The sequence below is a fragment of the Limnohabitans planktonicus II-D5 genome, assembly GCF_001270065.2.
Lineage (GTDB): Bacteria > Pseudomonadota > Gammaproteobacteria > Burkholderiales > Burkholderiaceae_C > Limnohabitans_A > Limnohabitans_A planktonicus.
In genome coordinates this window covers 12,268-36,690 of sequence record NZ_LFYT02000009.1, presented here as the reverse complement: position 1 = coordinate 36,690, position 24,423 = coordinate 12,268, and the positions used below count along the sequence as shown (strand labels likewise).

Genomic DNA, 24,423 nt, shown 5'->3' with positions numbered 1-24,423 from the left:
CAACGTGTTTTTCCCAGTGCTTCCAACTTTTTTAACAGGAGACAAACCATGAAGCTTCGTCAACTCGTCCTTGCCACCACGGTGGCGGCTGCCGGTCTTGCCAGTGCGCTGGTCAGCACCGTGGCCACAGCCCAAACCAAAGAGCAGTTTTTCCCCGTGCTGGTCTACCGCACCGGCGCTTACGCCCCCAACGGCGTGCCCTTTGCCAACGGCTATGTCGACTACCTCAAGCTGGTCAATGCGCGTGGCGGCATCAACGGCGTCAAGCTCAGCTTTGAAGAGTGTGAAACCGGCTACGCCACTGACCGTGGCGTGGAGTGCTATGAGCGCCTGAAGGGCAAGAACGGCGGCGCGACCGTGTTCCAGCCCCTGTCCACCGGCATCACTTTTGCCCTGACCGAAAAAGCCCCTGGCGACAAGATCCCCTTGATCACTGCAGGCTACGGCCGCAGCGAGTCGGCTGACGGCGGCGTGTTCAAGTGGAACTTTCCCTTGGCAGGCACTTACTGGGTGGCCGGTGACGTGATCATCCAGGACATCGGCAAGAAGGCCGGTGGCGTCGACAAGCTCAAGGGCAAGCACATCGCCTTGGTCTACCACGACAGCCCGTTTGGCAAAGAAGCCATCCCGATCTTGCAAGAGCGCGCCGCCATGCACGGCTTCAAGCTGAGCTTGTTGCCTGTGACTCACCCCGGCGTGGAGCAAAAGTCCACTTGGTTGCAAATTCGCCGTGACCGCCCTGACTACGTGGTCAACTGGGGCTGGGGCGTGATGAACTCCACCTTGCTCAAGGAAGCGCAAGCCACTGGCTACCCCCGTGAAAACATCTGGGGCGTGTGGTGGGCCGGTGCCGAGCCTGACGTCAAAGACATCGGCATGGGCGCCAAGGGCTACAACGCCATCACCATGCAGCACGGCACCGAAAAGGGCTCTGCGATCGTGAAGGAAGTGCTGGAGAAGTTGCACGCCAAGAACCAAGGCACAGGCCCCAAAGACGAAGTGGGTGAAGTGCTGTACATGCGCGGCTTGTTCAGCGCCATGTTCGCGGTTGAAGGCGTGCGCCAAGCCCAAGAGAAATACGGCAAGGGCAAAGTCATGACCGGCGAGCAAGCACGCTGGGGTTATGAAAACCTGAACCTGACCCAGCCCAAGCTCGATGCCCTGGGCTTCAAGGGTGTGTTGCGTCCCATCTCCACCTCGTGTGCGGACCACATGGGTGCCAACTGGGCCCGTATCCACACATGGGACGGCACCAAGTGGCAATTCAGCAGCGACTGGATGCAGGCTGATGAGCAAATCATCAAGCCCATGGTGAAGGCCGCTGCCGACAAGTACGCCGCCGAGAAGAAGATCACACGCCGCACCCCTGCGGATTGCCAGTCCTGATCGGTGACCAGCCCGCTGCGCAAGCGGCGGGCTGCATCTGCCGAGGGCTTGCGCCAGCGGCAGATGCCACATGAAACCCTTGCGTGCAGCGGTTTCATTTGGCTTGAACCCCAGAATTTGAAAAGGCACAGTCCATGAGCGACAAAAACATTGTTCTGAATGTCAATGGCATCGAAGTCATTTACAACCACGTCATCCTGGTGCTCAAGGGCGTGTCCCTGCAGGTGCCCGAACAAGGCATCGTGTCTTTGCTGGGTGGCAATGGCGCGGGCAAGACCACCACACTGCGGGCCATCTCCAATTTGCTGCAAGGCGAGCGGGGCGAGGTGACCAAGGGCAGCATTGAACTGCGCGGTGAGCGCATCGAAAACCTCACGCCCGCCGACCTGGTCAACCGGGGCGTGGTGCAGGTCATGGAAGGGCGGCACTGCTTTGCACACCTGACCATCGAAGACAACCTGATGACCGGCAGCTACACCCGCACCAACAAGGGCGAGATCGCGGCCAACCTGGACAAGGTCTACACCTATTTTCCGCGCCTGAAAACCCGTCGCACTTCGCAAGCGGCCTACACATCGGGCGGCGAGCAGCAAATGTGCGCCATTGGCCGCGCCTTGATGACCAACCCCAGCGTGATGTTGCTCGATGAGCCTTCGATGGGTCTGGCTCCGCAAATCGTGGAAGAGGTGTTCAACATCGTGAAAGACCTGAACGAGAAGGAAAAGGTCACCTTCCTGATCGCTGAGCAGAACACCAACATGGCCCTCAAGTATTCGGATTACGGTTACATCATGGAGTCAGGTCGCATCGTGATGGACGGCGCGGCTGAAGACCTGCGCACCAACGAAGACGTGAAAGAGTTTTACTTGGGCATGGGCGGCGGTGAGCGCAAGAGCTTCAAGGACGTCAAAAGCTACAAGCGCCGCAAGCGCTGGCTGGCTTGAAGCGCAGGCTTTCACCCCCTTGCTTTCTCAACGCAGTACCTCAGAAAGAAACCCATGTCCCAGCACTTTGATGCCCTGGAAACGCGTGCACCTGAAGTCCGTGAAGCGGCTTTGATGGCCGCTTTGCCCGCGCAGATCGCGCATGCCAAGGCCCATGCACCGGCGTTTGCCGACTTGCTCCAGGACGTGGATGCAGCCAGCGTGAACAGCCGCGCCGCACTGGCCCAATTGCCGGTGATCCGCAAATACGAATTGCTGGAGCGTCAAAAAGCTGCGCGTGCCTCGGGCGGCAATGTGTTTGGCGGGTTCAGCGCCATGGGTTTTGGCCCAGGCATGACCCGTGTGTTTGCCAGTCCCGGCACCATTTACGAACCCGAAGGCACACGCGCCGATTACTGGCGCATGGCCAGGGCCATGTTTGCGGCGGGTTTTCGCCCGGGCGAGCTGATTCACAACAGCTTCAGCTACCACTTCACGCCTGCAGGCTCCATGATGGAAACCGGTGCCCATGCCCTGGGCTGCACCGTGTTTCCGGGTGGCACAGGCCAGACCGAGCAGCAAGTGGGTGCCATGAGTGAACTGCAGCCTGCAGGCTACATCGGCACGCCCAGCTTCTTGAAAATCATCCTCGAAAAAGCCGCCGAGATGGGCGTGGCCTTGCCCACGGTGCGCAAGGCGCTGGTCTCGGGTGAAGCTTTTCCGCCCAGCTTGCGTGACTGGATGGCCGCGCGTGGTGTGACCGGTTACCAGTGCTATGCCACGGCCGATTTGGGTCTGATCGCTTACGAAACATCGGCCCGGGAAGGCCTGGTGCTGGACGAAGGCGTGATCGTCGAGATCGTGCGCCCTGGCACCGGTGACCCCGTGCCCGAGGGCGAGGTGGGCGAACTGGTCGTGACCAGTCTCAACCCCGACTACCCCTTGATCCGTTTTGGCACGGGCGATTTGTCGGCCATCCTGCCGGGCCAGTGCCCCACGGGTCGCACAGGCCAGCGCATCAAAGGCTGGATGGGCCGGGCTGACCAGACCACCAAGATCCGGGGCATGTTTGTTCATCCCGGACAGGTGGCCGAGATCGTCAAGCGCTTCCCCGAAGTGAGCAAGGCGCGCCTGGTGGTGAGCGGCGAGATGGCCAACGACCAGATGGCGCTGCACGTCGAGACCGGCTTGCTGGACGACGAAGGCCTCAAAACCCGCGTGGCCGATGCGGTGCGCGACGTGACCAAATTGCGTGGCGAAGTGCATCTGGTGGCGCAGGGCAGTCTGGCCAACGATGGCAAGGTCATCGAGGACGCCCGCAGCTACCAGTGAGTGGTCTGGCGGTATATATCCTTCATGAAATCAAGGGCATGCAAAGCTTTGTGGATAAGTAGTTTCCGTGATTTCGTGACACTGTTGAAGTTTTAAACTGTTCAGTTAATTTCTAGGAGTGTTTCAATGAAGCAATGGATTGCCCTGGCCACACTGGCCGCTGTTTCCGCAGGGGCACAAGCCCAAACGTACCCCGGCAACAAGCCTGTGTCTATCGTGGTGCCGTTCACCGCAGGTGGCCCTACAGACCGCGTCGCACGCGACTTGGCTGAAGCCATGCGCAAGCAAATTCCGGGCAGCAATTTTGTGGTTGAAAACGCTGCTGGCGCGGGCGGCACCATTGGTGCCACCAAAGTGGCCAAAGCCGCACCCGATGGTCACACCGTGTTGTTGCACCACATTGGCATGGCTGCGACCCCCGCGCTTTACCGCAAGCTCGGTTACAAAACGCTGGAAGACTTCGAGTTCCTGGGCATGATCAACGACGTGCCCATGACCCTGATCGGCAAGCCCCAGCTGCCCGCCAACACCTACCGCGACTTTGAAAACTACATCCGCGCCAACGCGGGCAAGCTGAACATTGCGCACGCTGGTTTGGGGTCCGCTTCACACATTTGCGGCCTGCTGTGGCAGTCCAACCTGCAGTCCAAAGACGCGATGACCACCATACCGTTTGGCGGCACCGCCCCCGCCATGACCGCCCTGATCGGCGGCCAGGTCGATGTGATGTGCGACCAGACCACCAACACCACCAGCCAGATTGAAGGCGGTCGTGTCAAGGCTTTTGCTGTCACCACCGCCAAGCCTTTGTCCACTCACCCTGTGCTCAAGTACTACCCCAGCTTGCAAGAGATGGGCATGAAGAACTTCGATCTGACCATTTGGCACGGTTTGTACGCCCCCAAAGGCACGCCCGCAGCGATCACCAAAACGCTGAACGATGCCCTGAAAAAAGCCCTGAAAGATCCTGAATTCATCAAGAAGAACGAAAGCTTGGGCGCTTTGGTGGTGACGGACAAGCGTTCCGACCCGGCTGAGCACAAGAAGTTTGTGGCCGCCGAGATGATCAAGATCAAGGCTGCGGTGGACGCAGCGGGTAAATACGCCGACTGATCTGCGGTCAATTTTCCACCCACAAAAAAGCCGCTTCATGCGGCTTTTTTGTTGTGCGTGGATTGTGCCTGTCAGTTCGCAAACTGCTCAGTCCCCACGATGCCCAGCTTGCTCAGCCCGATGCGCTGTGCGTTGGCCATCACGGCGGCAGTGGCTTCGTATTTCGCCTTGGCGTGTGAGCGGATGTGCAGCTCCGGTTGAGGTTGCTGCGCGGCTGCTTCAGTCAACTTGGCTTGCAGCTCTGCACGACTGGTCAATGGTTTTCCGTTCCAGTGGATCACGCTGCCCGCGTCCACATCGATCTTGATCACCACTGGGTCGACCTTCTTGGGCGCATTCGTGGGCACTGGCATGTCCAGATTCACCGAGTGCAACTGCGCCGGGATGGTGATGATCAACATGATCAGCAGCACCAGCATCACGTCAATCAGCGGCGTGGTGTTCATGTCGATCATGACTTCCGGCTCGTCGCTGGAACTCGTTCCTACCTTCATTGCCATGTCTTGCTCCTGTCAGTGGCCAGACGGCTCGGTGATGAAGCCGACCTTGGTGATGCCTGCGCGTTGCACCGCGTACATCACCCGGCCCACCGACTCGAAATCACTTTGGCCGTCGCCCCGGATCTGCACTTCGGGTTGAGGCTTCATGGCCGAGAACTTTCTCATGCGTTCGAACAAGTCCGTGCTGTTCTTGATCTTGGTGTCGTAGAGGTAGATGCCTCCTGTCTTGTCCACCGAGATGATCACGTTTTCGGGCTTGGTCTCGCGCACCACGTTCTGTTCTTTGGGCAAGTCCACCTTGATGGAGGTGGTCACCACGGGGATCGTGATCAAAAAGATGATGAGCAGCACCAACATCACGTCCACCAGTGGGGTGGTGTTGATGGTGCTGATGATCTCGTCATCGGTTTCGCCTACGTTCATGGCCATGTTGGCTTCTCCTGTGATTCCTTGGCCGGTGCTGCCACTGCCAAAGCGATGGGATTTACTTCTTGGCCGAGCCGAGCAGCACAGCGTGCAAGTCAGCGCCAAAGGCGTTGACTTGTTCCATCACGGCCTTGTTGCGGCGTACCAGGAAGTTGTAACCCAGCACCGCAGGCACGGCCACGGCCAAGCCGATGGCGGTCATGATCAGGGCTTCACCCACGGGGCCTGCGACCTTGTCGATCGACGCCTGACCCGACATGCCGATTTTGACCAGCGCGTGGTAGATGCCCCACACGGTGCCAAACAGGCCTACGAAAGGTGCGGTCGACCCCACCGTGGCCAGCACCGCCAGACCATCTTGCATGCGGTTTTGCACATGGCCCATGGCGCGTTGGATGCTCATGGTGATCCACTCGTTGAGGTCGACTGCGCCGAGCAAACCCGTGTGCTTGGACGCGCCTTCCAGGCCTTTTTCTGCAATGAAGCGAAACGCCGAGTCTGGTGCCAAGGTGTCCTTGCCTTGGGCCACGGTGCTGGCGCTCCAGAACGTTTGTTGGGCTGCAGCCGCTTGCTTGTGGAGTTTGGACTGCTCGGCGAACTTGGTGAAGATGACATACCAGGAACCCATGCTCATGATCACCAGGATCAGCAGCGTGCTTTTGGCCACAAAGTCGCCTTGCGCCCACAAGGCGGCTAGGCCGTAAGGGTTTTCTTCAACGACAGATTCAGTGGGCGTGATGGGCGGCACCGTTGTGGCCGCAGCCGGGGCCATGTCGGCTGGTGCGGTGCTGGCGGCCGGGGCAGCGGCAGACGCCTCTTTAGGTTTAGCGGCCAGGCTCAGATCAGCAGTCAGCACGCTGGCTACAAGACCCGCGCACCAGAGAAATTGTTTGAGTCGTTTGAACATATTGCTTTGCTCCTGGGAAATAGGTTTGAACAAGTGATGCGGCTGGGGCCTTTGGGGGGTCATTCCAGGCGCCAGGTGTATTTCATGCTGGCCCAGGCCTGCTCGGGCTTGCCGTCTACGGTGGCTGGTTTGAAAGCGCACTTGGACAAGCCGGCACGCGCGGCTTCATCCAGGCGCTTGAAGCCCGAAGATTTTTCGATTTCTGACTGCACCACTTTGCCGTCGACCCCCACCAGAAAGCGCAGGCTCACAGTGCCTTCTTCTTCCATGCGGCGCGAGGCGCTGGGGTAATCGGGTTTTTCGCAGTTGGCCGAATTGACCACAGCCGATGTGCGCACAGGGGCTGACGTGACCGCAGGCGCACTCGGGGCCGGTGGTGCGGGCGGCTGGGGTGTGGCCGACACGGCTGCAATGGCGTTGGCCGCAGGCGCGGCATTGACCAGGGGCACATCTGCGGGTGGCACATAGGCCTGAGGTGTAGGCGGGGGTAAATTTTGGGGCGGCGCTGCCGGTGGGGGCGCTGGTGGGGGCGGCGGTGGCGGAGGAATGTCCGGCTTGGTTTCTTCCAGCAAAATGGCTTGCACAGGCCCTTTGATTTTCTTCACAAATGACTGGGCCAAGCCTGTATTGATGGCCCAAAACAGCAGCAAGTGCAGCACCAGCACCAGTCCCAGACCCAGCAGGTGCTTGGTGGGCTGTCTTTGCCGACTGGCGTAATCGTCCATGGTCAGGGGTCTCCGGGGGGGTATTCGCACATGCAGGGTGCGCAATTGCAAAATTGTAGTGAAGCATCGTGTCCAATTCTTGGGTGCAAGACATTTGATGCGTAAAGGGCTGCCGTTTACAGAGGCGTTTGCCGATCCATTCGGCCTGATGAAGTCTGCACTGTGTGTGCCAAAGGAGCGCACCGTAGGAGCCAGCCCTGCTGGCGATCAAACGCTGGTGGCCCGCAGGCTATTCGCTTGCAGGGCAAGCTCCCACCCATCTTCCCCAAACTCGACATCCAGCAGTACAAAAAATCAAACATCACGGGGCCGTATCAATCGTCATCAACGCGGCTGATTGCGCCGCATCACAAAGGGTGTGGCTTCGCCCTGTGCCGTTTGACGTTGCCCGGACAGGCTTTGGCCGCAGCTGCCTGCTTGGACTGTGCCCAGCCAGGTGGCCGAGATGCGCTGGCCGTCCTGTGATTCTTCGAGGGTGAAGTCGCCGTCGTCCAAGTCGGCCACCACGGGCAAGCGTTGGCTGCCGGTGTTGATTTCGCCGCGCAAGCTGCCTGTGTGTTCAGGGTGTGGCCCCAATTGCAAAAACCAGATGCGCGGCTGCCCTGTGACCTGAGCAGTCCATTGCCCGTGCAGGTGTTCGGCTTGCAGGGCGCGTGGTTCGGGGCAAGGGGACGCCGCCAGGCTGACGCCTGCGCAAAACAAGGCACTCAGGGTGGCGCTGATTTGGACGGTCTGAAACAGGGTCATGGCTTGGCCTCTGCGGCCGCATCGGCGGCCCTTTTGGCAAATTCGGCGCGCAGGGCCTTGAGCTTTTCGCGGGGGTCTTCGCGCACGGTGTTTTCATCGAGCTTCATTTCGGCAATGAAGCGGCTGGGCAGTGCGGCCACCATTTCGCGGCCTTTTTTGCGCCGCTTGGTCCAGCTCACGGCCAGGCTGCGCTGGGCGCGGGTGATGCCCACGTACATCAGGCGGCGCTCCTCCTGCAGGCGCAGCAAAATGCCTTCGCTCATCGGGCCATCGGCCTTGCCGGAATGTTCGTCGTCGTCTCCCAGCTTGAAGGGCAGCAGGCCCTCGTTCACGCCCACCAGCGTCACATGCGGCCACTCCAGGCCCTTGGAGGCGTGCAGGGTTGACAGGGTGACCACGTTCTGGTCTTTCTCGCGCTCGCTCAAGGTGGAGATCAGCGAGATGGTCTGCGCCACATCCAGCAGGTTTTTGACTTCTTTGGCCTGGGCACCCGTGGCGTCTTCGATCTCGCCGCCGCAGCGCCCGGCCATCCAGTCGCAAAACTCCAGCACATTGGTCCAGCGAGCTGCGGCCACTTTCTCGTTGTCCTCGCCGTCGTACAGGTGCTGCTCGTAGCCGATCTCTTTGAGCCATTCGAGCAAAAAGGCCAGTGCATCCGTTTTGCCCAAGGTGAGGCGGGCGCGGTGCTCCAGGTCATTGATGTAGCGGCCAAATTCGTGCAGTCCCGCCACCGCGCGTGCATTCACTGCGCTGGGCAGACTGCCTGCAAACAGCGCCTCGAACAGGCTGAGTTTGTATTGCGTGGCAAAGGTGCCCAGCTGGCCCAAGGTCTGATGGCCAATGCCGCGTTTGGGGCTGGTGATGGAACGCAAAAACGCCGGGTCGTCGTCGTTGTTGATCCACAGGCGAAACCAGGCGCACAGGTCCTTGATTTCGGCCTTGTCAAAAAAGCTCTGCCCGCCCGACACCTTGTAGGGAATGTTGGCGCGGCGCAGTGCCTGCTCAAACGGTCGGGCCATGTGGTTGGCGCGGTAGAGGATGGCAAAGTCCTTGAACTCGCGGTGCTTAGACGGGTTGACCTGACCGCCGCGTATCGACTGGATGCGGGCAATGGCCCGATCCGCTTCGTGTTCTTCGTTCACGGCGTCCACCACGCGCACTGGCTCGCCTTCACCCAATTCCGAAAACAGGGTTTTGGGAAACAGCTTGGGGTTGGGCTGGATCACATTGTTGGCCGCCCGCAAGATGGCGCTGGTGGAGCGGTAGTTTTGCTCCAGCTTGATCACTTTGAGCTGCGGAAAATCCACCGGCAAACGCTTGAGGTTGTCCAGCGTCGCGCCGCGCCAACCATAAATCGACTGGTCATCGTCGCCCACCGCCGTGAAGCGGCCGCGCTCGCCCACCAGGTGCTTGAGCACCTCGTATTGGGTGGCGTTGGTGTCTTGGTATTCGTCCACCAGCACATGGCCCATCTTGGCCTGCCAGCGCTCGCGCACCTCGGGAAACTCGGCCAGCAGTTTGAGTGGCATGCCGATCAGGTCGTCAAAGTCCACACTTTGGTAGGCGAGCAAACGCTCTTCATACATGGCCATGATGCGGGCGATCACTCGGGCGTTGTCGTCGGGCGCTTGCGCTGCGGCCTGCTCCGCGTTCAGGCCCATGTTTTTCCAGAGGCTGATGGTCCATTGCCACTGCCGTGCAGTGGCCGCATCGGTGGTGCCGCCGCAGTCCTTCAAGATGCTGGTCACATCGTCCGCATCCATGATGCTGAACTGTGGTTTGAGGCCCAGCACCTGCCCGTCCTCGCGCATGATGCGCACGCCAAGCGCGTGGAAGGTGCAGACCGTCACATCCTTGGCCGGGCGGCCAATCAGCTCTTTGGCGCGCTCGCGCATTTCAGCGGCTGCCTTGTTGGTGAAGGTGATGGCCGCAATGCGCTTGGGCTCCAGCCCGGCATCGATCAGGCGCCCAATTTTGTGCGTGATCACCCGCGTTTTGCCCGAACCCGCCCCGGCCAACACCAGGCAAGGGCCAGAGACGTAGTTCACGGCTTCGAGTTGGGCTTTGTTGAGTCCGGCAGACATGGCTATCGAGTGGTTAAGTGCGGTCAGATCAGCACAGGAGAGGGACGCCAGCTTGCTGTGCCGCCGCACACAGTTGCATGTCCAAGGTGGCCAGTGGCAGGCCTTTTCTCAGGGCCAGTTCCAAGTAAGCCGCATCGTAGGCGCTCAGGTTGTAGCGGCGGGCCAAATCGAGGGTGTCGTGCAAGGCCCGAAGGCTGGTTTCGCCATCGGTGCCAATGTCCAATGCTTCGAGCAAAGCCACAAACGTCGAGGCTTGGGCTTGGGTGATCTTGCCCAGACGCAGGGTTTTGGCCATCACATTGGCCGCCTCCAAGTGCCAAAGTGAAGGCACCTGGGCCCCAGTGTCTTGCAAGCGGTCCAGCACTTGCTGCGCCAATTCAAGGCCTGCAGGGTTGCTTTGGGGCAGCAACCACAGCATGGCCACCGAGTTGTCGAGCACGAAGCTCATGCTCGGCCTTCGCCAATCAGTGAGGCCAAATCCAAATCGGTGCCTGCACCACTGTCCTGTTGCTGGCGGGTGAACGCGCGCATTTTGGCCACCGCCTCGGCGCGTTGTTGGTCCGGCGCATCGACGGGCGTTAACCGTGCGACGGTCACACCCCGCACCGAGATGTCAAATGTTTGCCCGGCCTGCACCTGACGCAAAAACTGCGGCAAGTGGGTCTTGGCCTCATAAGCGCCTATGGTTTGGATCGTCATGGTGAACGGTTTCCGGAGAAGTGGGAAAGTGATTATAGACCAGTTCAATAGACTAGTTCATGCGGTCAAGCTGAATTTCGGTCAGAGCGCATTTCCCAATCGACTAGACTCAAGCCGCCGTGGCTGAGTGGATTGAAGACGTTCCGGTCAGAGCGCATTTCCCAATCGACTAGACTCAGCTACGTGTCTGACAACTATTCCAACTGGTTCCGGTCAGAGCGCATTTCCCAATCGACTAGACTAAGACTTCGATGACGCTGAGCACGTCGTGAGTTCCGGTCAGAGCGCATTTCCCAATCGACTAGACTTAAGCAATTCGGAAATGGCGGCTATATACAGTTCCGGTCAGAGCGCATTTCCCAATCGACTAGACTAAGACTTCGATGACGCTGAGCACGTCGTGAGTTCCGGTCAGAGCGCATTTCCCAATCGACTAGACTGGCTCGCTCAAGGTCACTGACCCAGATGCTGTTCCGGTCAGAGCGCATTTCCCAATCGACTAGACTCGGCACCACAGACCCTGCCAGCGGCAACTAGTTCCGGTCAGAGCGCATTTCCCAATCGACTAGACTAGCCACCGCACCCAGCCCCACCGCGCCAGAGTTCCGGTCAGAGCGCATTTCCCAATCGACTAGACTCTTACCCGTCATCGCAGTGCAGCGAAACAAGTTCCGGTCAGAGCGCATTTCCCAATCGACTAGACTGAGGCCAGCGTGATGCCGTTTCGCGTGACAGTTCCGGTCAGAGCGCATTTCCCAATCGACTAGACTCAAACGTCATCACGGGATTGCCGACCACTAGTTCCGGTCAGAGCGCATTTCCCAATCGACTAGACTGCAGGTCAATCGGCTGGCTAAGGAACAACAGTTCCGGTCAGAGCGCATTTCCCAATCGACTAGACTGTCCAGCGACACGGGGCACCCTTCATCAGAGTTCCGGTCAGAGCGCATTTCCCAATCGACTAGACTCTGGGGCAGTGCATTCACCACCATCATCGAGTTCCGGTCAGAGCGCATTTCCCAATCGACTAGACTGATTGCTGAGGCCAAAGACCAAGCCAACATGTTCCGGTCAGAGCGCATTTCCCAATCGACTAGACTTGATCCAGGATAAGTCCTTGTTTCACAAAGACTTTCTTGGATTTCAGTCTCTTCAAAATTGCCGTTCTACCCAAACAAATCGAACTGATCGGGTGTTTTTTTAGCGGGCTCTTTGCGCCTGCCCTGAAAACTGATGATCCGTTCGTACTGTTTGTCGGTCAGTTGCAAGACATTGACCTGGCCACCTTTGGGTAAAGCAGCTTCCACTTGTTTGCAGTAGGTTTGCACCTGCGCATGGCTGGTGCAAAACCGCATGTAGACACTGAGCTGTGCCCGCGAAAACCCCATGTCCAGCAAACTCAGCCTGAAACGATTAGCTGCGGCACGCTCTGCGGCTTCGACCACGGGCAAGTCAAACATCACCAGCATCCACATCAATCGGTATCCGCTGAGCATGGGGTTTCAATCATCCGGGTCTGATGCCTTGGGCAGGGGCACACCCGGCACAGGCAAGTCAAGGGTTTTGCGCTCACCCAGCAAGACTTGCGCCAGCGAGGTGGCCAGTTTTTGCACTGCGACCAAAACGGGGGTACGGCCCGCGTCGGTGGCCAGGTCTTGGTAAAGGCATTGCACCAAAGTGCGCTTGGTGTCGGCGTTGACATGGCAAGGCCCCAGAAACTGCATCTGCCAGACGGTCAGATCGATCACCGGGCGAAACGGCTCCATCAGGTCGTCCACCAGCCGCATGGCGTTGTTGTCGTGGCTGTGGTGCAAACCCAAGCTGGGGTGCAAGCCAGCAGCCACCACTGCACGCGCAGTGGCCGCACGCAAAACGGTGTAGCCGTAGTTGAGCAAGGCGTTGGCTCCGTCGGCTTGCTGGTCACGGCGAAACAAAGGGCCCATGAGCAAGCCCCAGTATTTGCGCGCACCTTGGGCTTCCAGGTTGTCGGGGTCACCGCTGCGCACTTGCTTGGCCAGTGCCTGCACGGGCGCGGGCGTGGCGCCCATGGCTTGCAACACCGCCGCTTGGTTGAGCAGCTTGGCCTTGACGATGGCGGCCCACAACTGTTTGCGCAGGGGCGCTTTGCAGGCAATTTGTGCTTCGAACCGATGGGCCTGCTGGTGGTGCCCCTCCATGGGCCAGAGCATGCCCACCACGTTGTGGTTGGCCGCGCACAGCACAAAGGGGGCACCCCTTTCGGCCAGCGCCACCAAGAGGTTGTTGGTGTAACTCAGTCCGTGCGCGTTGGCGATCAGGGCGGCGATGTCATCAAGCGGCACACGCCCCACTTCTTGCCGGTCTTCGCCTGTGCTGTGCACCAGCATGAAACCCCGGTAAACCGACAAGTGCCGCTTGTCGTTGGAGACTTCGACGATGCGGCCCAGCATGGTGCACGCTGCAGGTCAGGGCTGCTGCGGCACAGGGTGCGCCTGCATTTGCACGCCCAGGGCCTGCAAAACTTTGAATACGGTGTCAAAGCGGGGTTTGGCACCGGCACTCAGGGCTTTGTAGAGGCTTTCACGGCCCAGCCCGGTATCGCGTGCAATTTGGGCCATTCCACGGGCTTTGGCCACGTCACCGATGGCGGCCAGCAGCAAGTCGGTGTCGCCGCTGGCCAGGGCAAGGTTGAGGTATTCGGCAATCACCTCTTCGCTGTCCAGGTAACTGGCCGGGTCAAATTCAGTGGTTTTGCTCATTGGGATGCTCCTTGGCAAGTTTCTGGGCTTTGGCGATGTCTTGGGTCTGGCTGGATTTATCACCCCCTGCGAGCAGCAACACAATCTGCTGGCCGCGGCGGGTGAAGTAGACCCGATAGCCGGGGCCGATGTGCCAACGCAGTTCAGACACGCCACCGCCCACGCTTTTGACATCACCCCAGTGCCCTGCCGCCACCTGACGGAGGCGAAAAACGATGGCGGCTTTGGCGCGATGGTCTTTCAAACCACCCAGCCAGCGACTGAAGACGGCAGTTTCGGCAAGGCGGAATGGGTTGATTGTATCCATCTAGATACTTCTATGGGTCAGTCAAAGAAGCCTGGATCTTTCATTTCACCCGAAGGTGAAATGGCGACACGTCGTCCTTTTGACTTTTGAAGTGAACCCGCAGTCTTAAAAATGTACGAAAGATCCTTTGTTCGAGTTCTCGCATCTACATTTGATTCTGTTGTGTCGGCAAGCGCAATGACTCCCTCGGCCGTCATCTTGCAAATTCGAACAGTTCTTTGCTCACCGTTGTGTATCACTCTGAGGGTGTCATTGCGCAGCAATCGCATCACCAACGGCCTGCCACTCACGCTCAGCGCTGGATGCCGCAGCCGAGCCAGCCCATGCTGGCGCACCAGTTGGTAGGCCTCAAACGTGGAGACCACTTCCCCTTCCCACTTGCCTTTGTCGTTGCGCACAATTTCCATGCAGTAGTTGCTGTCGCCCTTGTAGCCTTTGTAGGGCATGGGCTCGCCATTGGGCAGCAAGCCGTGTCGGGGGTGGGCTTGCCTGTCAGCAAATTCGATCACTTTGAGCGCCGCTGTTTCGCGAGTGCGCACGCCATCCATGCGCTTGCGCACCTGCACATGACCACCGCCCAAGAGGCCGTAGGCGGTGTCGTTGTGCATCGCCCCTTCGTGCCCATGGTCCGGCTTGTGGCTCACCCAAATGCGCTCGACGGCGCGTTGCACATGGTCACGGTAACTGTCCCAGGGCAGCGGCATGGACTCCACCAGTTTGTTGAGTTGCTTTTCTCGGGCGCTGGCACTGGCTTTGGCAAACTTTTGCAACATGCTTTGGTCGGTCACGGCGATCACGCAGGCGTCCACCGCGTGGTGGCGGTGGTCGTTGCGGTTTTTCTCGCCGTTCAGGCCCAGGATGTCGTTCAACCCGAACTTGGCCCGCAGCATGGCGGTCATGCGTCCGGGGATCACGCGGGTGCCCTGCGGGCAAACCAGGCTCAGGTATTCCCGCGCCACACGGCTCAGGTGCCGGGTGTCGTTGAGTGCGCGGGCCAAAAAGCCTTTGTCTTCGCGCAGCCATTGCGCCATGCCGTCTTGTGCAAATCGGTAGCGCTTGCCTTTGGGCATGAGGCTGGCGCGGTGCAGCATGTCCTCCACCGGCCAGCCTTGGGCCGCAAAGTCGGCGGCCGCCTCGGCAGGTGTACGGTTGCCTTTGATGCGGTTGGCCTGGCGCATGGCCACGGTTTTGTTGTTGAGGCTGTCGTCCAGCGTTTGCGAAAACGGCAGGATGTGTTCGATCTCTACTTGGTCGCTGAACAGCATTTGGGCGCTGATTTGCACGCCGCTGTAGGGGCAGCGGCGGTCGGCGACGTTGAAGCTGAGTTCTTCCCAGAGGATCATTTTTTGCAGATCGAGTGCACGCACGCGTTCGGTGCTGGTGTTGAGCAAGCCCGCAATGTCTTGGCGCATGCGTTCGTTGCGGCGCTGGTTTTTGGCTTGCTGCGCTTGTTCCTCTTTGCGCTGCTCCTGGCTTTGCTTGAGGTCGCGGGCCAGCTCCACCACCACTTCGCTGGGGTGGCCGTAGCGCTTGATCAGCGCGTTGACCACGGTGCGCACCTGGTTCAGGCCAATGTGCACAGTGGGGTTGGCTATCTTGCCGTAACGCTTTTCAGCCGGGTCTTCGGGCTTGCCAGTGCCAAAGCCGACATGGCGCTGGAGGTATTGGCCGTAATAGGGCAGATCGGGCAGGATTTCGCCTGTGGCGGCATGGCTGATGTGGCTGTGGTGGTCAAAGCCAGCCGCCAGCACGGCTTTGTCATAAGTGATGACGTCAGCGCGCAAGGCTGGCAGGATTTTTTCAAGCGCCTTGGCACTCAAGCTGCCATAGCCTTCGGCCAATGGCGTGTTGGCGATGCGTTCGGCAGTGATCTCGTCCACACCGGTTTCGGCTTGCAGCCAAGCGATCAATCGGGCTTCGTTTTCTTCGGACACCAACTGCATGACGATCTCATCCTGGTGGGTCTCGTCAAAGCTGAGCCATTGGCTGCCAAAAAATTCTTTCTTCGACAGCATGGCGCTGGTGCTGTTGCCTTTGAGTTCGGTGCGCTTGTCGTCTTGCAGGTTGAACTGGCCAGAGAACCCGAGCAGTTTTTGAATCTGCGTGAAGCTGCGTTTGGGGTTGGTTTCAAGCGCTTGGATCAGTTGGTCGCGCTGCGTCAGCGTAAGAGGCTCTTCGTTCAGACCCTCGCGCAACAGGCGCAAGTTATTCACTTCTTGGTAGATGCGAAAACGTTGCTGGCTGGGCAGGGCCAGTGGGGCACGTTCTTCGTCGGGCAGCAAGGTGCAGCGGCCCGGCTTGACGGGCTTGAGCGGGCGCTGGTGCAGCAGGCAGTCTTTCAGTTCTGCTCGGGCGGTCTCATGGAACAGCTCGGGGTTGAGTTCGCTTTGCTTGGCCCACAAAGCATCAAACTCGGCCTCGATCATGGCGCGGTCAATGTAGAGGTCGTAGCTTTTTTCTATTTTGGTTTTGCCGTCGTCTTTGGTGATGCGGTTTTCGCGGTAGCGCGCCCGCACCGACAGGCCCTGCTGGTGACGGGCACATAGCCATTCGCCCACCGTCCGACAGCCTGAGGCTTGCATGGCCTCACGCAATTGCCCAATGGCTTTTTTCAGTGCGCTGCTGTCGGTTTCTTTTTTGTCGGTTTTGCGGTTGCTCTTGAAACCCCGACGCTGGTTGATGTGAAACAGCGCACGGGCAAACTCTTCGGGCAGCAAAGCGTGGTCTAGGCCTTTGGCCCGCAATGCAAACGGTTCTTTGTTGACCAAGGCCTGACGGGCCGCTTCGTCTTGTGGAAAAAAGCCGTGCTTCATCAAGGTGGCCATCATCCGGGTTTTGCGCTTGAGCAGGCGGTCGCGGCGGCGGCGCATGGCGCGGGCTTCACGGCGGCTGACCGCCAAGGACGAGCCGTCTTTGGGGTTGCGCCCGTCACTGAAAATGCGCACGCCCGCTTTGATCACGGCGCAGGTTTCGTTTTGGGCATCGAGCCGCACCATGGCCCAGCCCAGGGATGTGGAGCCCAAATCAAGGGCCAGTCGGTAGCGCATGTTTGCCATGTCTCAGTTCCAATTCAATAATCCAATTATTTGTAACTATTGTGCTATATTCAAAACTCATTTCGTCGATTGGGAAATGCGCTCTGGACGCTAACAAGCCGAAAGATGCACCAAATGGAAAGGCCGCTACATGCGGCCTTTCGTCTTTTGCAAGCGCATCGAGGAAACCACTCGTACAGGGCGCGTCAAGTTTTCAAGGCTTCTCGAGCTGGCCTGTCTCGTCCAATTTGTCGGCCCCGTGACCCGCCGACCCTCGCTCTTACCCCGACAATCCGCGCATGCTTGAAATATTGCGTGTCACCTTCCCCTTCTTTGCCTTGGTCTTGTGTGGGTATGCGGCGGCTCGGTTGCGGTTCTTGCCCCTGGAGGCCATTCCGGGCCTGAATGGCTTTGTGCTGTTTTTTGCGCTGCCGTGCATGTTGTTCCGCTTTGGAGCCGACACGCCGATTGCGCAGTTGCTCGATGCCGGAGTGTTTTTCACGTATTTGTTGTGCGCCTTGGTGGTTGTGGCGTTCAGCATTGCCATCAGCCTGAATGCGCGCATCCGCTGGAACGACGCGTCTTTGGGGGCGCTGGTGGCGGCCTTTCCCAATACCGGCTTCATGGGGGTGCCCTTGCTGGTGGCCTTGCTCGGGGCGCAGGCGGTGGGTCCGGCCATTGTGACCATCGTGGTCGATCTGGTGATCACCTCGTCGCTGTGCGTGGCTTTGTCGCGCATGGACGCGGCCGGGCAGCACGGCGCGGCAGTGGCCGCCCGCAAGGCGCTGGCCGGGGTGCTGCGCAACCCCATGCCCTGGGCCATCAGCCTGGGCGCGGCGTTTTCATTCTGGAACCTGGAATTGATCGGTCCGGTGAACAAGACCGTGAGCCTGCTGGCCGATGCGGCTTCGCCTGTGGCGCTGTTCACCATCGGTGCGGTGCTGGCCCGCTCGCAAATGCTGGCGCACGAGCGCCCTGATGGGCCTTTGCGCAGCGCCGATTACCTGCCGATTGCGCTGATCAAGCTGGTGCTGCACCCGGTGCTGGTGTTGATGGTCGGCTTGACGGCCATCCAGTGGGGTGTGCCGATTGAGCCCTTTGCCTTGCAGGTGATGGTGTTGGTGGCCGCGCTGCCCAGTGCCAGCAATGTGTCTCTGCTGGCCGAACGTCTGGGTGCCGACAATGGGCGCATAGCCCGCATCATTATGGTGACCACCTCGGCCGCATTTTTGACCTTCTCAGGCGCGGTGGCTTTGCTCAAGCCTTGAGGGTGCCGTGAATGATGTCGGACTCTGCAAGTGCCGACGACATGAGGCGCTGGTGTAGGTCGGCACTCGAAGAGTCCGACATGCGCGCCATGACAACAGCCCGCCTCAAATCGCCTGCGGGTCCACGTCCACCAGCCATCGGATCACGCCCTTGTGTTCAGGGGCGCTGCGCAACTGGTGCAGCACGCCGTGCAGATGCCAGAGCACTTTTTGCAGGGCCATGCGGTGGGGGCTTTCAAGCAGCATCTGGGCGCGCTCCACATCGGCCACGCGCTGCATGCTCATGGGCACGGCGGGGTACAGGCTCACTTGCATCACCAGCTCGGCCGTGGCGGGGTCGGCGCTGAGCTGGGCTTCCAGGGTTTCGCGCGCGGCGTTCAGCAGGCCCTGGGCCACGTCCTGGCTTCGGGCGTCGGCGCGCAGCAGCGCCTGGTGGCTGATGGGGGGCAGGTCGGCTGCGGTGCGCTCGGCCAATTCGCTGGCGGCAAATGCGGGGTAATCGTGCTTTTTGAGGGCTTCAAACAGCGGATGCGTGGGGTGGAAGGTTTGCACCCACATCTCGCTGCTGGCGCTTTGGCGGGCGTCTCGTCCGGCCCGGCCTGCGGCCTGCATGAGCAGGGCAAACAGCCGCTCGGGTGCCCGAAAGTCGCTGGAAAACAGCGCCGTGTCCGGGTTGATGGCGGCCACCAGGGTGATGCGTCTGAAATCGTGCCCCTTGGCAATCATCTGGGTGCCGACCAGGATGTCCACCTCGCCCGAATGCACCTGGGCCAGCTGGCTTTCGAGTGCGCCTTTGAGGCGCGTGGTGTCGGCATCGATGCGGGCAATGCGGATGGGCGTGCCGTCAGGTCGTTTGACATGCGCCAGCAGCTCACCCAAATGTTCTTCAAGCTGTTCGGTGCCGCGGCCAATCGGGGCGATGTCGGCATTGCCGCATGCCGGGCAGGCCCGGGGCACGCGTTCGGTCATGCCGCAGTGGTGGCAGCGCAGCGTGCGGTCAATTTTGTGGAAGACGCGAAAGGCGCTGCAATGTTTGCACTCGCTTTTCCAGCCGCAATCGGCGCAGTGCAGCACCGGGGCGTAGCCGCGCCTGTTGAGCAGCAACATGCATTGCTCGCCGCGCTCCACGCGTTCTTGCAGGGCGGCCACCAGCGGGGCTGAGAGCACGGCTTTTTTGGCCTGGTGGTTCATGTCCACGCGGCGCACCTTGGGCAAGAGGCCGGTGCCAATGCGCGAGGGCATGTGCAGGCGCAGGTAGCGCCCACCCTCTGCTGCGGGGCGGCTGTGGTGCCAGCTTTCCAGCGACGGCGTGGCCGAGGCCAGCAGCACCTGGGCGTTTTGCAGCTTGCCCCGGTACACCGCCAGATCGCGGGCCGAATAGCGCGCGCCTTCTTGCTGCTTGTAGCTGGGGTCGTGTTCTTCGTCGACCACGATGAGTTTGAGGTGTGGCATGGACGCAAAAATGGCCATGCGCGTGCCCAGCACGATGCGGGCATGGCCTGCATGCGCGGCCAGCCAACCCTTGAGGCGTTGTGCGGGCGTCATGCCGCTGTGCATGGAGACCACGGCCTCTGCACCAAAGCGGGCTTGCACCCGTTCTTCCAGCTGGGGCGTGAGGTTGATCTCGGGCACCATGAGCAGGGCCTGGGCCTGCGGGTCGGCTTGCAGCATGCGCTCCACGGCCTGCAAATACACCTCGGTCTTGCCGCTGCCGGTGCTGCCAAACAGCAAAAAGGGGCCGGGTGCCGACGTCATTTGGGCCAAAACCGCCTGCTGTTCCTCAGACAGGGCGGGGCCAGTTTGGGTGTGCACCGTGCGCTCGGTGTTTTGTTTTTTCAGGCGCCGGGCCAGTTGCTCTGAGCTGAGGTCGCGCAACTGCGGGGGCAGGGCGGACAAGGCCACTTCGCCCAGCGAGCGCTGGTAATACTGGGCTGAAAACTGCACCAATTGCCGCCAGGCGCTGTCCAGCGGGGCCAGTCCCTCCAGCACCCCGGCGGCATCGCGCACGGCTTTTTCGGGCATGCCAGCGGGGGCACTGTCCGAGATGGCCCAGACCACGCCCAGCAGTTCGCGCTGGCCCAAAGGCACCCGCACCAAGTGGCCCGGCTGCACCTCAAAGGCGCATCGGTAACTCAGCAGCCCTCCAATCTGGCTGTGTGCCGGGGTCTGGACGGCGACGTCGATCCAGTAGTGCTTGCTCACATCCATGTTGGGGTTTTCAGTCAATCGGGGCGGTTAGGGAACAGAAAAATTCTTGGAATCGGCCGTAAGTTGTTGATTTCAAAGTGCTTTGAAAGTGATCCAGGAAATCTGTGGATAACTTTGTTGAAAACTCATCAGGACCGCCCGGAAAGCCTTGAAAATCAAGCCTTTCGCCAGATTGCACATCTCTTGGGCAATTTTAAAAAGTTCAATGAAATCAATGACTTGCGAATTCGAGGCAGGCGCTGTGTGGCTTGACGATGGCAGGCTTTTTCACAAGTGTGACTTTTAGAATTTGTGCATAAGTCAAGCACTTGGCGGCAATTTTTTTGCAAAAAAACAGGCGGCGGCACTTGTTTTTTGTGCTAACCGCCGCCTGCTTTCAGCCTTTGGTTCGCAGATGACGTGAATGGCTGTGCACCGCCTCCACCAGCGCCGTCACATGCTCTGGCGGGGTGTATTGGCTGATGCCGTGGCCCAGGTTGAAGATGTGGGTGGGGCCGGTTTGTGTGGTGTCGGTGTGCGGCTGGCCAAAGCTGTCGAGCACGCGGTGCACCTCGGTCGCGATCTGCGCAGGGGGTGCAAACAAAATGTTCGGGTCGATGTTGCCTTGCAGCGCCTTGCCGGGGCCACCGACTTCACCGCCCACGAGGGCGCGGGCGCGGCCCAGGTTCATGGTCCAGTCCAGACCCAGCACGTCGCAGTTGAGACCCGCCATCTCGGGCAGCCACAGGCCCCCGCCTTTGGTGAAGACGATGCTGGGGATGCGCTGGCCGTTGTGCTCGGTTTTGAGCTGGGCAAGCACGCGGGCCGTGTAGGTCAAGCTGAATTGCTGGAAAGCCCCATCGGCCAACACGCCGCCCCAGCTGTCAAAGACCATGACCGCTTGGGCACCGGCTTCGATCTGGGTGTTCAGGTACAGGGCCACGGCATCGGCGTTGATTTCCAGGATGCGGTGCATCAAATCTGGGCGGCTGTACATCAGGGTCTTCACATGGCGGTAATCGTCAGACCCCGCGCCTTCAACCATGTAGCAAGCCAGCGTCCAGGGGCTGCCGGAAAAGCCGATCAAAGGCACGCGGCCGTTCAGCGCCTTGCGGATGGACGTGACCGCGTCGAACACATAGCGCAGCTTGTTCATGTCGGGTACGGCCAATTCGGCCACGGCGGCTTCGTCGCGCACGTTTTTGGCAAAGCGCGGGCCTTCACCTTGGGCGAACGACAAGCCCAGGCCCATGGCGTCGGGCACGGTGAGGATGTCGCTGAACAAGATGGAGGCATCCAGCGGGTAACGGTCCAGCGGCTGGAGCGTGACTTCGGTGGCGAAGTCGACGTTGGTGGCCAGGCCCATGAAGCTGCCGGCCTTGGCGCGGGTGGCGCAGTACTCGGGCAAATAGCGTCCGGCCTGGCGCATGAGCCAGACGGGGGTGTGGTCAGTGGCTTGGCGCAGGCAGGCGCGCAAGAAGCTGTCGTTTTGGAGGGGTGCGAATGAGCTCATGCCCTGATTGTCGCAGCCAGTGAGGGGCTGCTTGGAGCCCGAGGTGACCTTCTGGTGCGGACTTCACGGTGGTTGATCGGGTTCATGCCCTGTGAAGTTTGCAGGATGACTTCAATCTTGTACTTTGTGGGCGCTAGCCCTGCTGGCGATCAGAATCTTGTGGACCGCAGGCTTTTCGCTTTCAGGGCAAGCTCCCACAAAACCCTCCCAACGGGCAACACACGGCTCAGACTCGCAGGTCGGTGGCTTTAGCCCCGACATGGGGTCTGTGCCAGTGCCACCAAGGGTGTGAGGGGAAAAATTCTCCCTTTTCACAGAGATGACAGGGCCGCCTGAACCTCGCCCACGGAAGGCAATTCCGACAGCAACACGGGCGCACGTCCGGGGGCGTACAGCGCGTAGACCGGCACGCCGCTGCGGCCCAGTGCCGTGAGCGCTTGCGTGATGGCCGGGTCGCGCCGCGTCCAGTCGGCCCGCATCAGCACCACTTGCCGTGCCGCAAAGTCGGCCAGTACACGGGCGTCGGCCAGCGTGGTTTTCTTGTTGTATTGGCAAGTCACGCACCAGGCGGCGGTGAAGTCCACAAACACCGGACGGCCTGCGGCCAGCTGGGTTTGTACTGCGGCTTCAGACCAAGGCTGCCAAGTGGAAGCGTTGGTGCTAGACGAGGTGCCGGGTGTGGTTTGGCTGGAGCCTTGGGTGCTGGCGCTGGTCAGCGTCTCCACTGGCGCTTCACGCAAAGCCAGTGGCAACCAGTTGCTGCCCATCCACAGCAAGGCGGCCAGGGCCAAGCCGCTCAATACCCAACGCGTGCGACCGCTCAAGCTCAGCGCCCACACCAGCCAAGCCACCGTGAGCAGCAAGGCCAGCAGGCTGCTCGCTCCGTCGATGCCGGTTTGTTGACCCAGCACCCACAGCAACCAAATGACGGTGGCAAACATCGGAAACGCCATGGCTTGGCGGAAAGTCGCCATCCAGGCCCCGGGGCGCGGCAGGGCGCGGGCCATGCCCGGCCACCAGCTGGCAGCGAGATACGGCAAAGCCATGCCCACGCCCATGGCGGCAAACACCAGCAGCGCTTGCCACACGGGCAGCGCAACGGCCAGGCCCAAAGATGCCCCCATGAAGGGCGCGGTGCAGGGCGAGGCCACGGCCACGGCCAACACGCCCGACAAACCGGCGTTCACCGTGGGGTGGCGGCTTTGCAGCGTGGCCAGGCTGCTGGGCAGCATCTGCCCAAATTCAAAAACGCCCGCCAGGTTCAGGCCCAGCAGGGTGAACAAAAGCGCCAGGCCCGCCACGACGGGGGGCGACTGCAATTGAAAGCCCCAGCCCAATTGCTCGCCCGCAGCCCGCAGGCCCAGCATCAGTCCACCCAGCAGCATGAACGACAGCACCACACCCACGGTGTAGGCCATGCCTGCCGTGCGGTGTTGGGCCTGAGAGGTGTCAGCTTGCGCAAAACCCATGACTTTGATGGCCAGCACCGGGAACACGCAAGGCATGAGGTTGAGCAAGAACCCGCCCACCAAAGCCCCCAAAACGGCCAGCGTCAGGCCCAAAGCGGTGGTGCTGGAGGCCGCTGGTTTTTGTGCGGCGCTGGCGTTCTCGGCCAGAGCTTTCGCCAATGCGGGCGAAATCTCAGCGGGCGCGGCTTGGGCCAGCGCGGGCCAAGTGCCTTGCACAGGCGTTTCGATTTCAAAAGCCGGGGCTTTCGGTGCAGACTCCGGCCCGGCCGCGATCACCCAGCGCATCGATGTCGGGCTGTCGCCACGTTCTTCAGACACCGGAATCTGAGCGCTCCAGACCGCGCCTTGCCAGCTTTGCGTCCAGTCTTTGCCCTGCACGGCCGCGTTGTGCACCACGTTGGGGGTGACAGGGAAGGCGCTCAAGGTCTGGCCACGCCAGCCCACAGGCAGGCCATGCACGCGCAGGTTGATCTGCTTGGCGTCAGCGGACAAGGTGGCTTGGCCGCCCGTGATCCAGGTGCCGCCTTGCTGCAGCTGAGGCAGGGCTTGGGGGCTGAGTTTTTGCGCCGTTTCAAACCCGGCCGCGTTGGGTTTTTGCGGCGCGGCAGAGGTCAGCTGCAAGCTGAAGCGGCCTTCTTGCGGGATGCATTCCTGGCGGCACACCAACCATTCGGCTTGCAAGCCAAGGGTCAATGGCCCACCGTCTGGAAAGCGGAAGTCAGCCCCCACCGTCACGGGCACGGTCAGCATTAAGCGGTTTTCGTAACCATAGTTGGCCAGGGTGCCGATGGGGATTTTTTTGGGCAGCGGCCAGGCGATGTCCCCCGCTTGCAAGCCGGCTGGCAACTGCCATTGCAGTCGCGTGGGCAGGCCCGAGTCGCCGGGGTTTTGCCAATAGGTGTGCCAATGCGGCTGGTGCTCGATCTGCAGGCCCAGCCAAAACGTTTGCCCGGCGCGAATGCCCTCGGGGGCGTGCACCAGCAATTCGGCCCGCACTTGGTCGGTCTTGACCACGTTGGCAGCGCTTGCCAGTAAGGCGCTGGTGGCGGGCAAGTTGGAAGGGG

21 protein-coding genes and 1 CRISPR repeat array are annotated in these 24,423 nt (G+C 60.5%); of the genes, 5 read left to right on the top strand and 16 right to left on the bottom strand.

Annotated features, from left to right (window positions below):
- The first annotated feature begins 48 nt into the window (after positions 1–48).
- The 4 genes from H663_RS29445 to H663_RS29430 all read left to right on the top strand — a co-directional run bounded on the left by H663_RS29445 (position 49) and on the right by H663_RS29430 (position 4,754).
- The gene (locus H663_RS29445; RefSeq protein ID WP_053168937.1) at positions 49–1,386 is read left to right on the top strand and encodes an ABC transporter substrate-binding protein; all 1,338 of its coding nucleotides are present in this window, start codon (positions 49–51) and stop codon (positions 1,384–1,386) included.
- 134 nt (positions 1,387–1,520) lie between these two features.
- Positions 1,521–2,330, top strand: a complete 810-nt coding sequence (locus H663_RS29440) for an ABC transporter ATP-binding protein (protein WP_053168935.1) — start codon at positions 1,521–1,523, stop codon at positions 2,328–2,330.
- A gap of 54 nt (positions 2,331–2,384) precedes the next feature.
- The gene (locus H663_RS29435) at positions 2,385–3,641 is read left to right on the top strand and encodes a phenylacetate--CoA ligase family protein (protein ID WP_053168933.1); all 1,257 of its coding nucleotides are present in this window, start codon (positions 2,385–2,387) and stop codon (positions 3,639–3,641) included.
- Between the two features lie 126 nt (positions 3,642–3,767).
- A complete protein-coding gene (locus H663_RS29430) occupies positions 3,768–4,754 on the top strand; it encodes a tripartite tricarboxylate transporter substrate-binding protein (RefSeq protein WP_053168931.1) in 987 nt (328 codons plus the stop codon).
- Positions 4,755–4,825: 71 nt separating this feature from the next.
- Here H663_RS29430 and H663_RS29425 read toward each other — a convergent pair whose 3' ends face one another.
- From H663_RS29425 to cas9, 13 genes are all read right to left on the bottom strand, one after another.
- Positions 4,826–5,254: an ExbD/TolR family protein gene (locus tag H663_RS29425; RefSeq protein ID WP_053168929.1), complete on the bottom strand. Its 429-nt coding sequence runs from the start codon at positions 5,252–5,254 to the stop codon at positions 4,826–4,828.
- Positions 5,255–5,266: 12 nt separating this feature from the next.
- A complete protein-coding gene (locus H663_RS29420) occupies positions 5,267–5,683 on the bottom strand; it encodes an ExbD/TolR family protein (protein WP_053168927.1) in 417 nt (138 codons plus the stop codon).
- A gap of 55 nt (positions 5,684–5,738) precedes the next feature.
- Positions 5,739–6,587, bottom strand: coding sequence for a MotA/TolQ/ExbB proton channel family protein (locus H663_RS29415; RefSeq protein ID WP_053168925.1), 849 nt, complete (start codon positions 6,585–6,587; stop codon positions 5,739–5,741).
- Between the two features lie 59 nt (positions 6,588–6,646).
- On the bottom strand, positions 6,647–7,312 hold the full coding sequence (locus H663_RS29410; RefSeq protein WP_053168923.1) for an energy transducer TonB: 666 nt from the start codon (positions 7,310–7,312) through the stop codon (positions 6,647–6,649).
- Positions 7,313–7,636: 324 nt separating this feature from the next.
- Positions 7,637–8,059, bottom strand: coding sequence for a hypothetical protein (locus H663_RS29405; protein ID WP_053168921.1), 423 nt, complete (start codon positions 8,057–8,059; stop codon positions 7,637–7,639).
- Positions 8,056–10,143, bottom strand: a complete 2,088-nt coding sequence (locus H663_RS29400; protein WP_053168919.1) for an ATP-dependent helicase — start codon at positions 10,141–10,143, stop codon at positions 8,056–8,058. The genes H663_RS29405 and H663_RS29400 overlap by 4 nt, the downstream gene beginning before the upstream one ends.
- A gap of 28 nt (positions 10,144–10,171) precedes the next feature.
- A complete protein-coding gene (locus H663_RS29395; protein ID WP_053168917.1) occupies positions 10,172–10,591 on the bottom strand; it encodes a type II toxin-antitoxin system VapC family toxin in 420 nt (139 codons plus the stop codon).
- Positions 10,588–10,842, bottom strand: coding sequence for a type II toxin-antitoxin system Phd/YefM family antitoxin (locus H663_RS29390; RefSeq protein ID WP_053168915.1), 255 nt, complete (start codon positions 10,840–10,842; stop codon positions 10,588–10,590). The genes H663_RS29395 and H663_RS29390 overlap by 4 nt, the downstream gene beginning before the upstream one ends.
- 73 nt (positions 10,843–10,915) lie before the next feature.
- Positions 10,916–11,942: a CRISPR direct-repeat array (repeat unit 37 nt; unit sequence AGTTCCGGTCAGAGCGCATTTCCCAATCGACTAGACT).
- 66 nt (positions 11,943–12,008) lie between these two features.
- Positions 12,009–12,338, bottom strand: coding sequence for a CRISPR-associated endonuclease Cas2 (gene cas2, locus H663_RS29385; protein ID WP_205872710.1), 330 nt, complete (start codon positions 12,336–12,338; stop codon positions 12,009–12,011).
- 6 nt (positions 12,339–12,344) lie between these two features.
- Complete coding sequence (gene cas1 / locus H663_RS29380; RefSeq protein WP_053168911.1) at positions 12,345–13,271, bottom strand: type II CRISPR-associated endonuclease Cas1; 927 nt, start codon at positions 13,269–13,271, stop codon at positions 12,345–12,347.
- 15 nt (positions 13,272–13,286) lie between these two features.
- Complete coding sequence (locus tag H663_RS29375; protein WP_116695848.1) at positions 13,287–13,586, bottom strand: addiction module antidote protein; 300 nt, start codon at positions 13,584–13,586, stop codon at positions 13,287–13,289.
- Positions 13,564–13,887: a type II toxin-antitoxin system RelE/ParE family toxin gene (locus H663_RS29370; protein WP_053168907.1), complete on the bottom strand. Its 324-nt coding sequence runs from the start codon at positions 13,885–13,887 to the stop codon at positions 13,564–13,566. Before H663_RS29370 ends, H663_RS29375 begins: the two co-directional genes overlap by 23 nt.
- A 17-nt stretch (positions 13,888–13,904) precedes the next feature.
- A complete protein-coding gene (gene cas9, locus H663_RS29365) occupies positions 13,905–16,943 on the bottom strand; it encodes a type II CRISPR RNA-guided endonuclease Cas9 (RefSeq protein WP_053168906.1) in 3,039 nt (1,012 codons plus the stop codon).
- 278 nt (positions 16,944–17,221) lie between these two features.
- Between cas9 and H663_RS29360 the strand changes: the two genes are divergently transcribed.
- A complete protein-coding gene (locus H663_RS29360; protein ID WP_053168905.1) occupies positions 17,222–18,190 on the top strand; it encodes an AEC family transporter in 969 nt (322 codons plus the stop codon).
- A 105-nt stretch (positions 18,191–18,295) separates the two neighbouring features.
- On the opposite strand, the gene priA is transcribed toward H663_RS29360, so the two are convergent.
- The 3 genes from priA to H663_RS29345 all read right to left on the bottom strand — a co-directional run bounded on the left by priA (position 18,296) and on the right by H663_RS29345 (position 24,412).
- Positions 18,296–20,398: a replication restart helicase PriA gene (gene priA / locus H663_RS29355; protein WP_053168904.1), complete on the bottom strand. Its 2,103-nt coding sequence runs from the start codon at positions 20,396–20,398 to the stop codon at positions 18,296–18,298.
- 376 nt (positions 20,399–20,774) lie between these two features.
- Positions 20,775–21,890: a uroporphyrinogen decarboxylase gene (gene hemE, locus H663_RS29350; protein WP_116695843.1), complete on the bottom strand. Its 1,116-nt coding sequence runs from the start codon at positions 21,888–21,890 to the stop codon at positions 20,775–20,777.
- Positions 21,891–22,201: 311 nt separating this feature from the next.
- Positions 22,202–24,412, bottom strand: coding sequence for a protein-disulfide reductase DsbD family protein (locus H663_RS29345; RefSeq protein ID WP_053173553.1), 2,211 nt, complete (start codon positions 24,410–24,412; stop codon positions 22,202–22,204).
- Positions 24,413–24,423 lie beyond the last annotated feature (11 nt).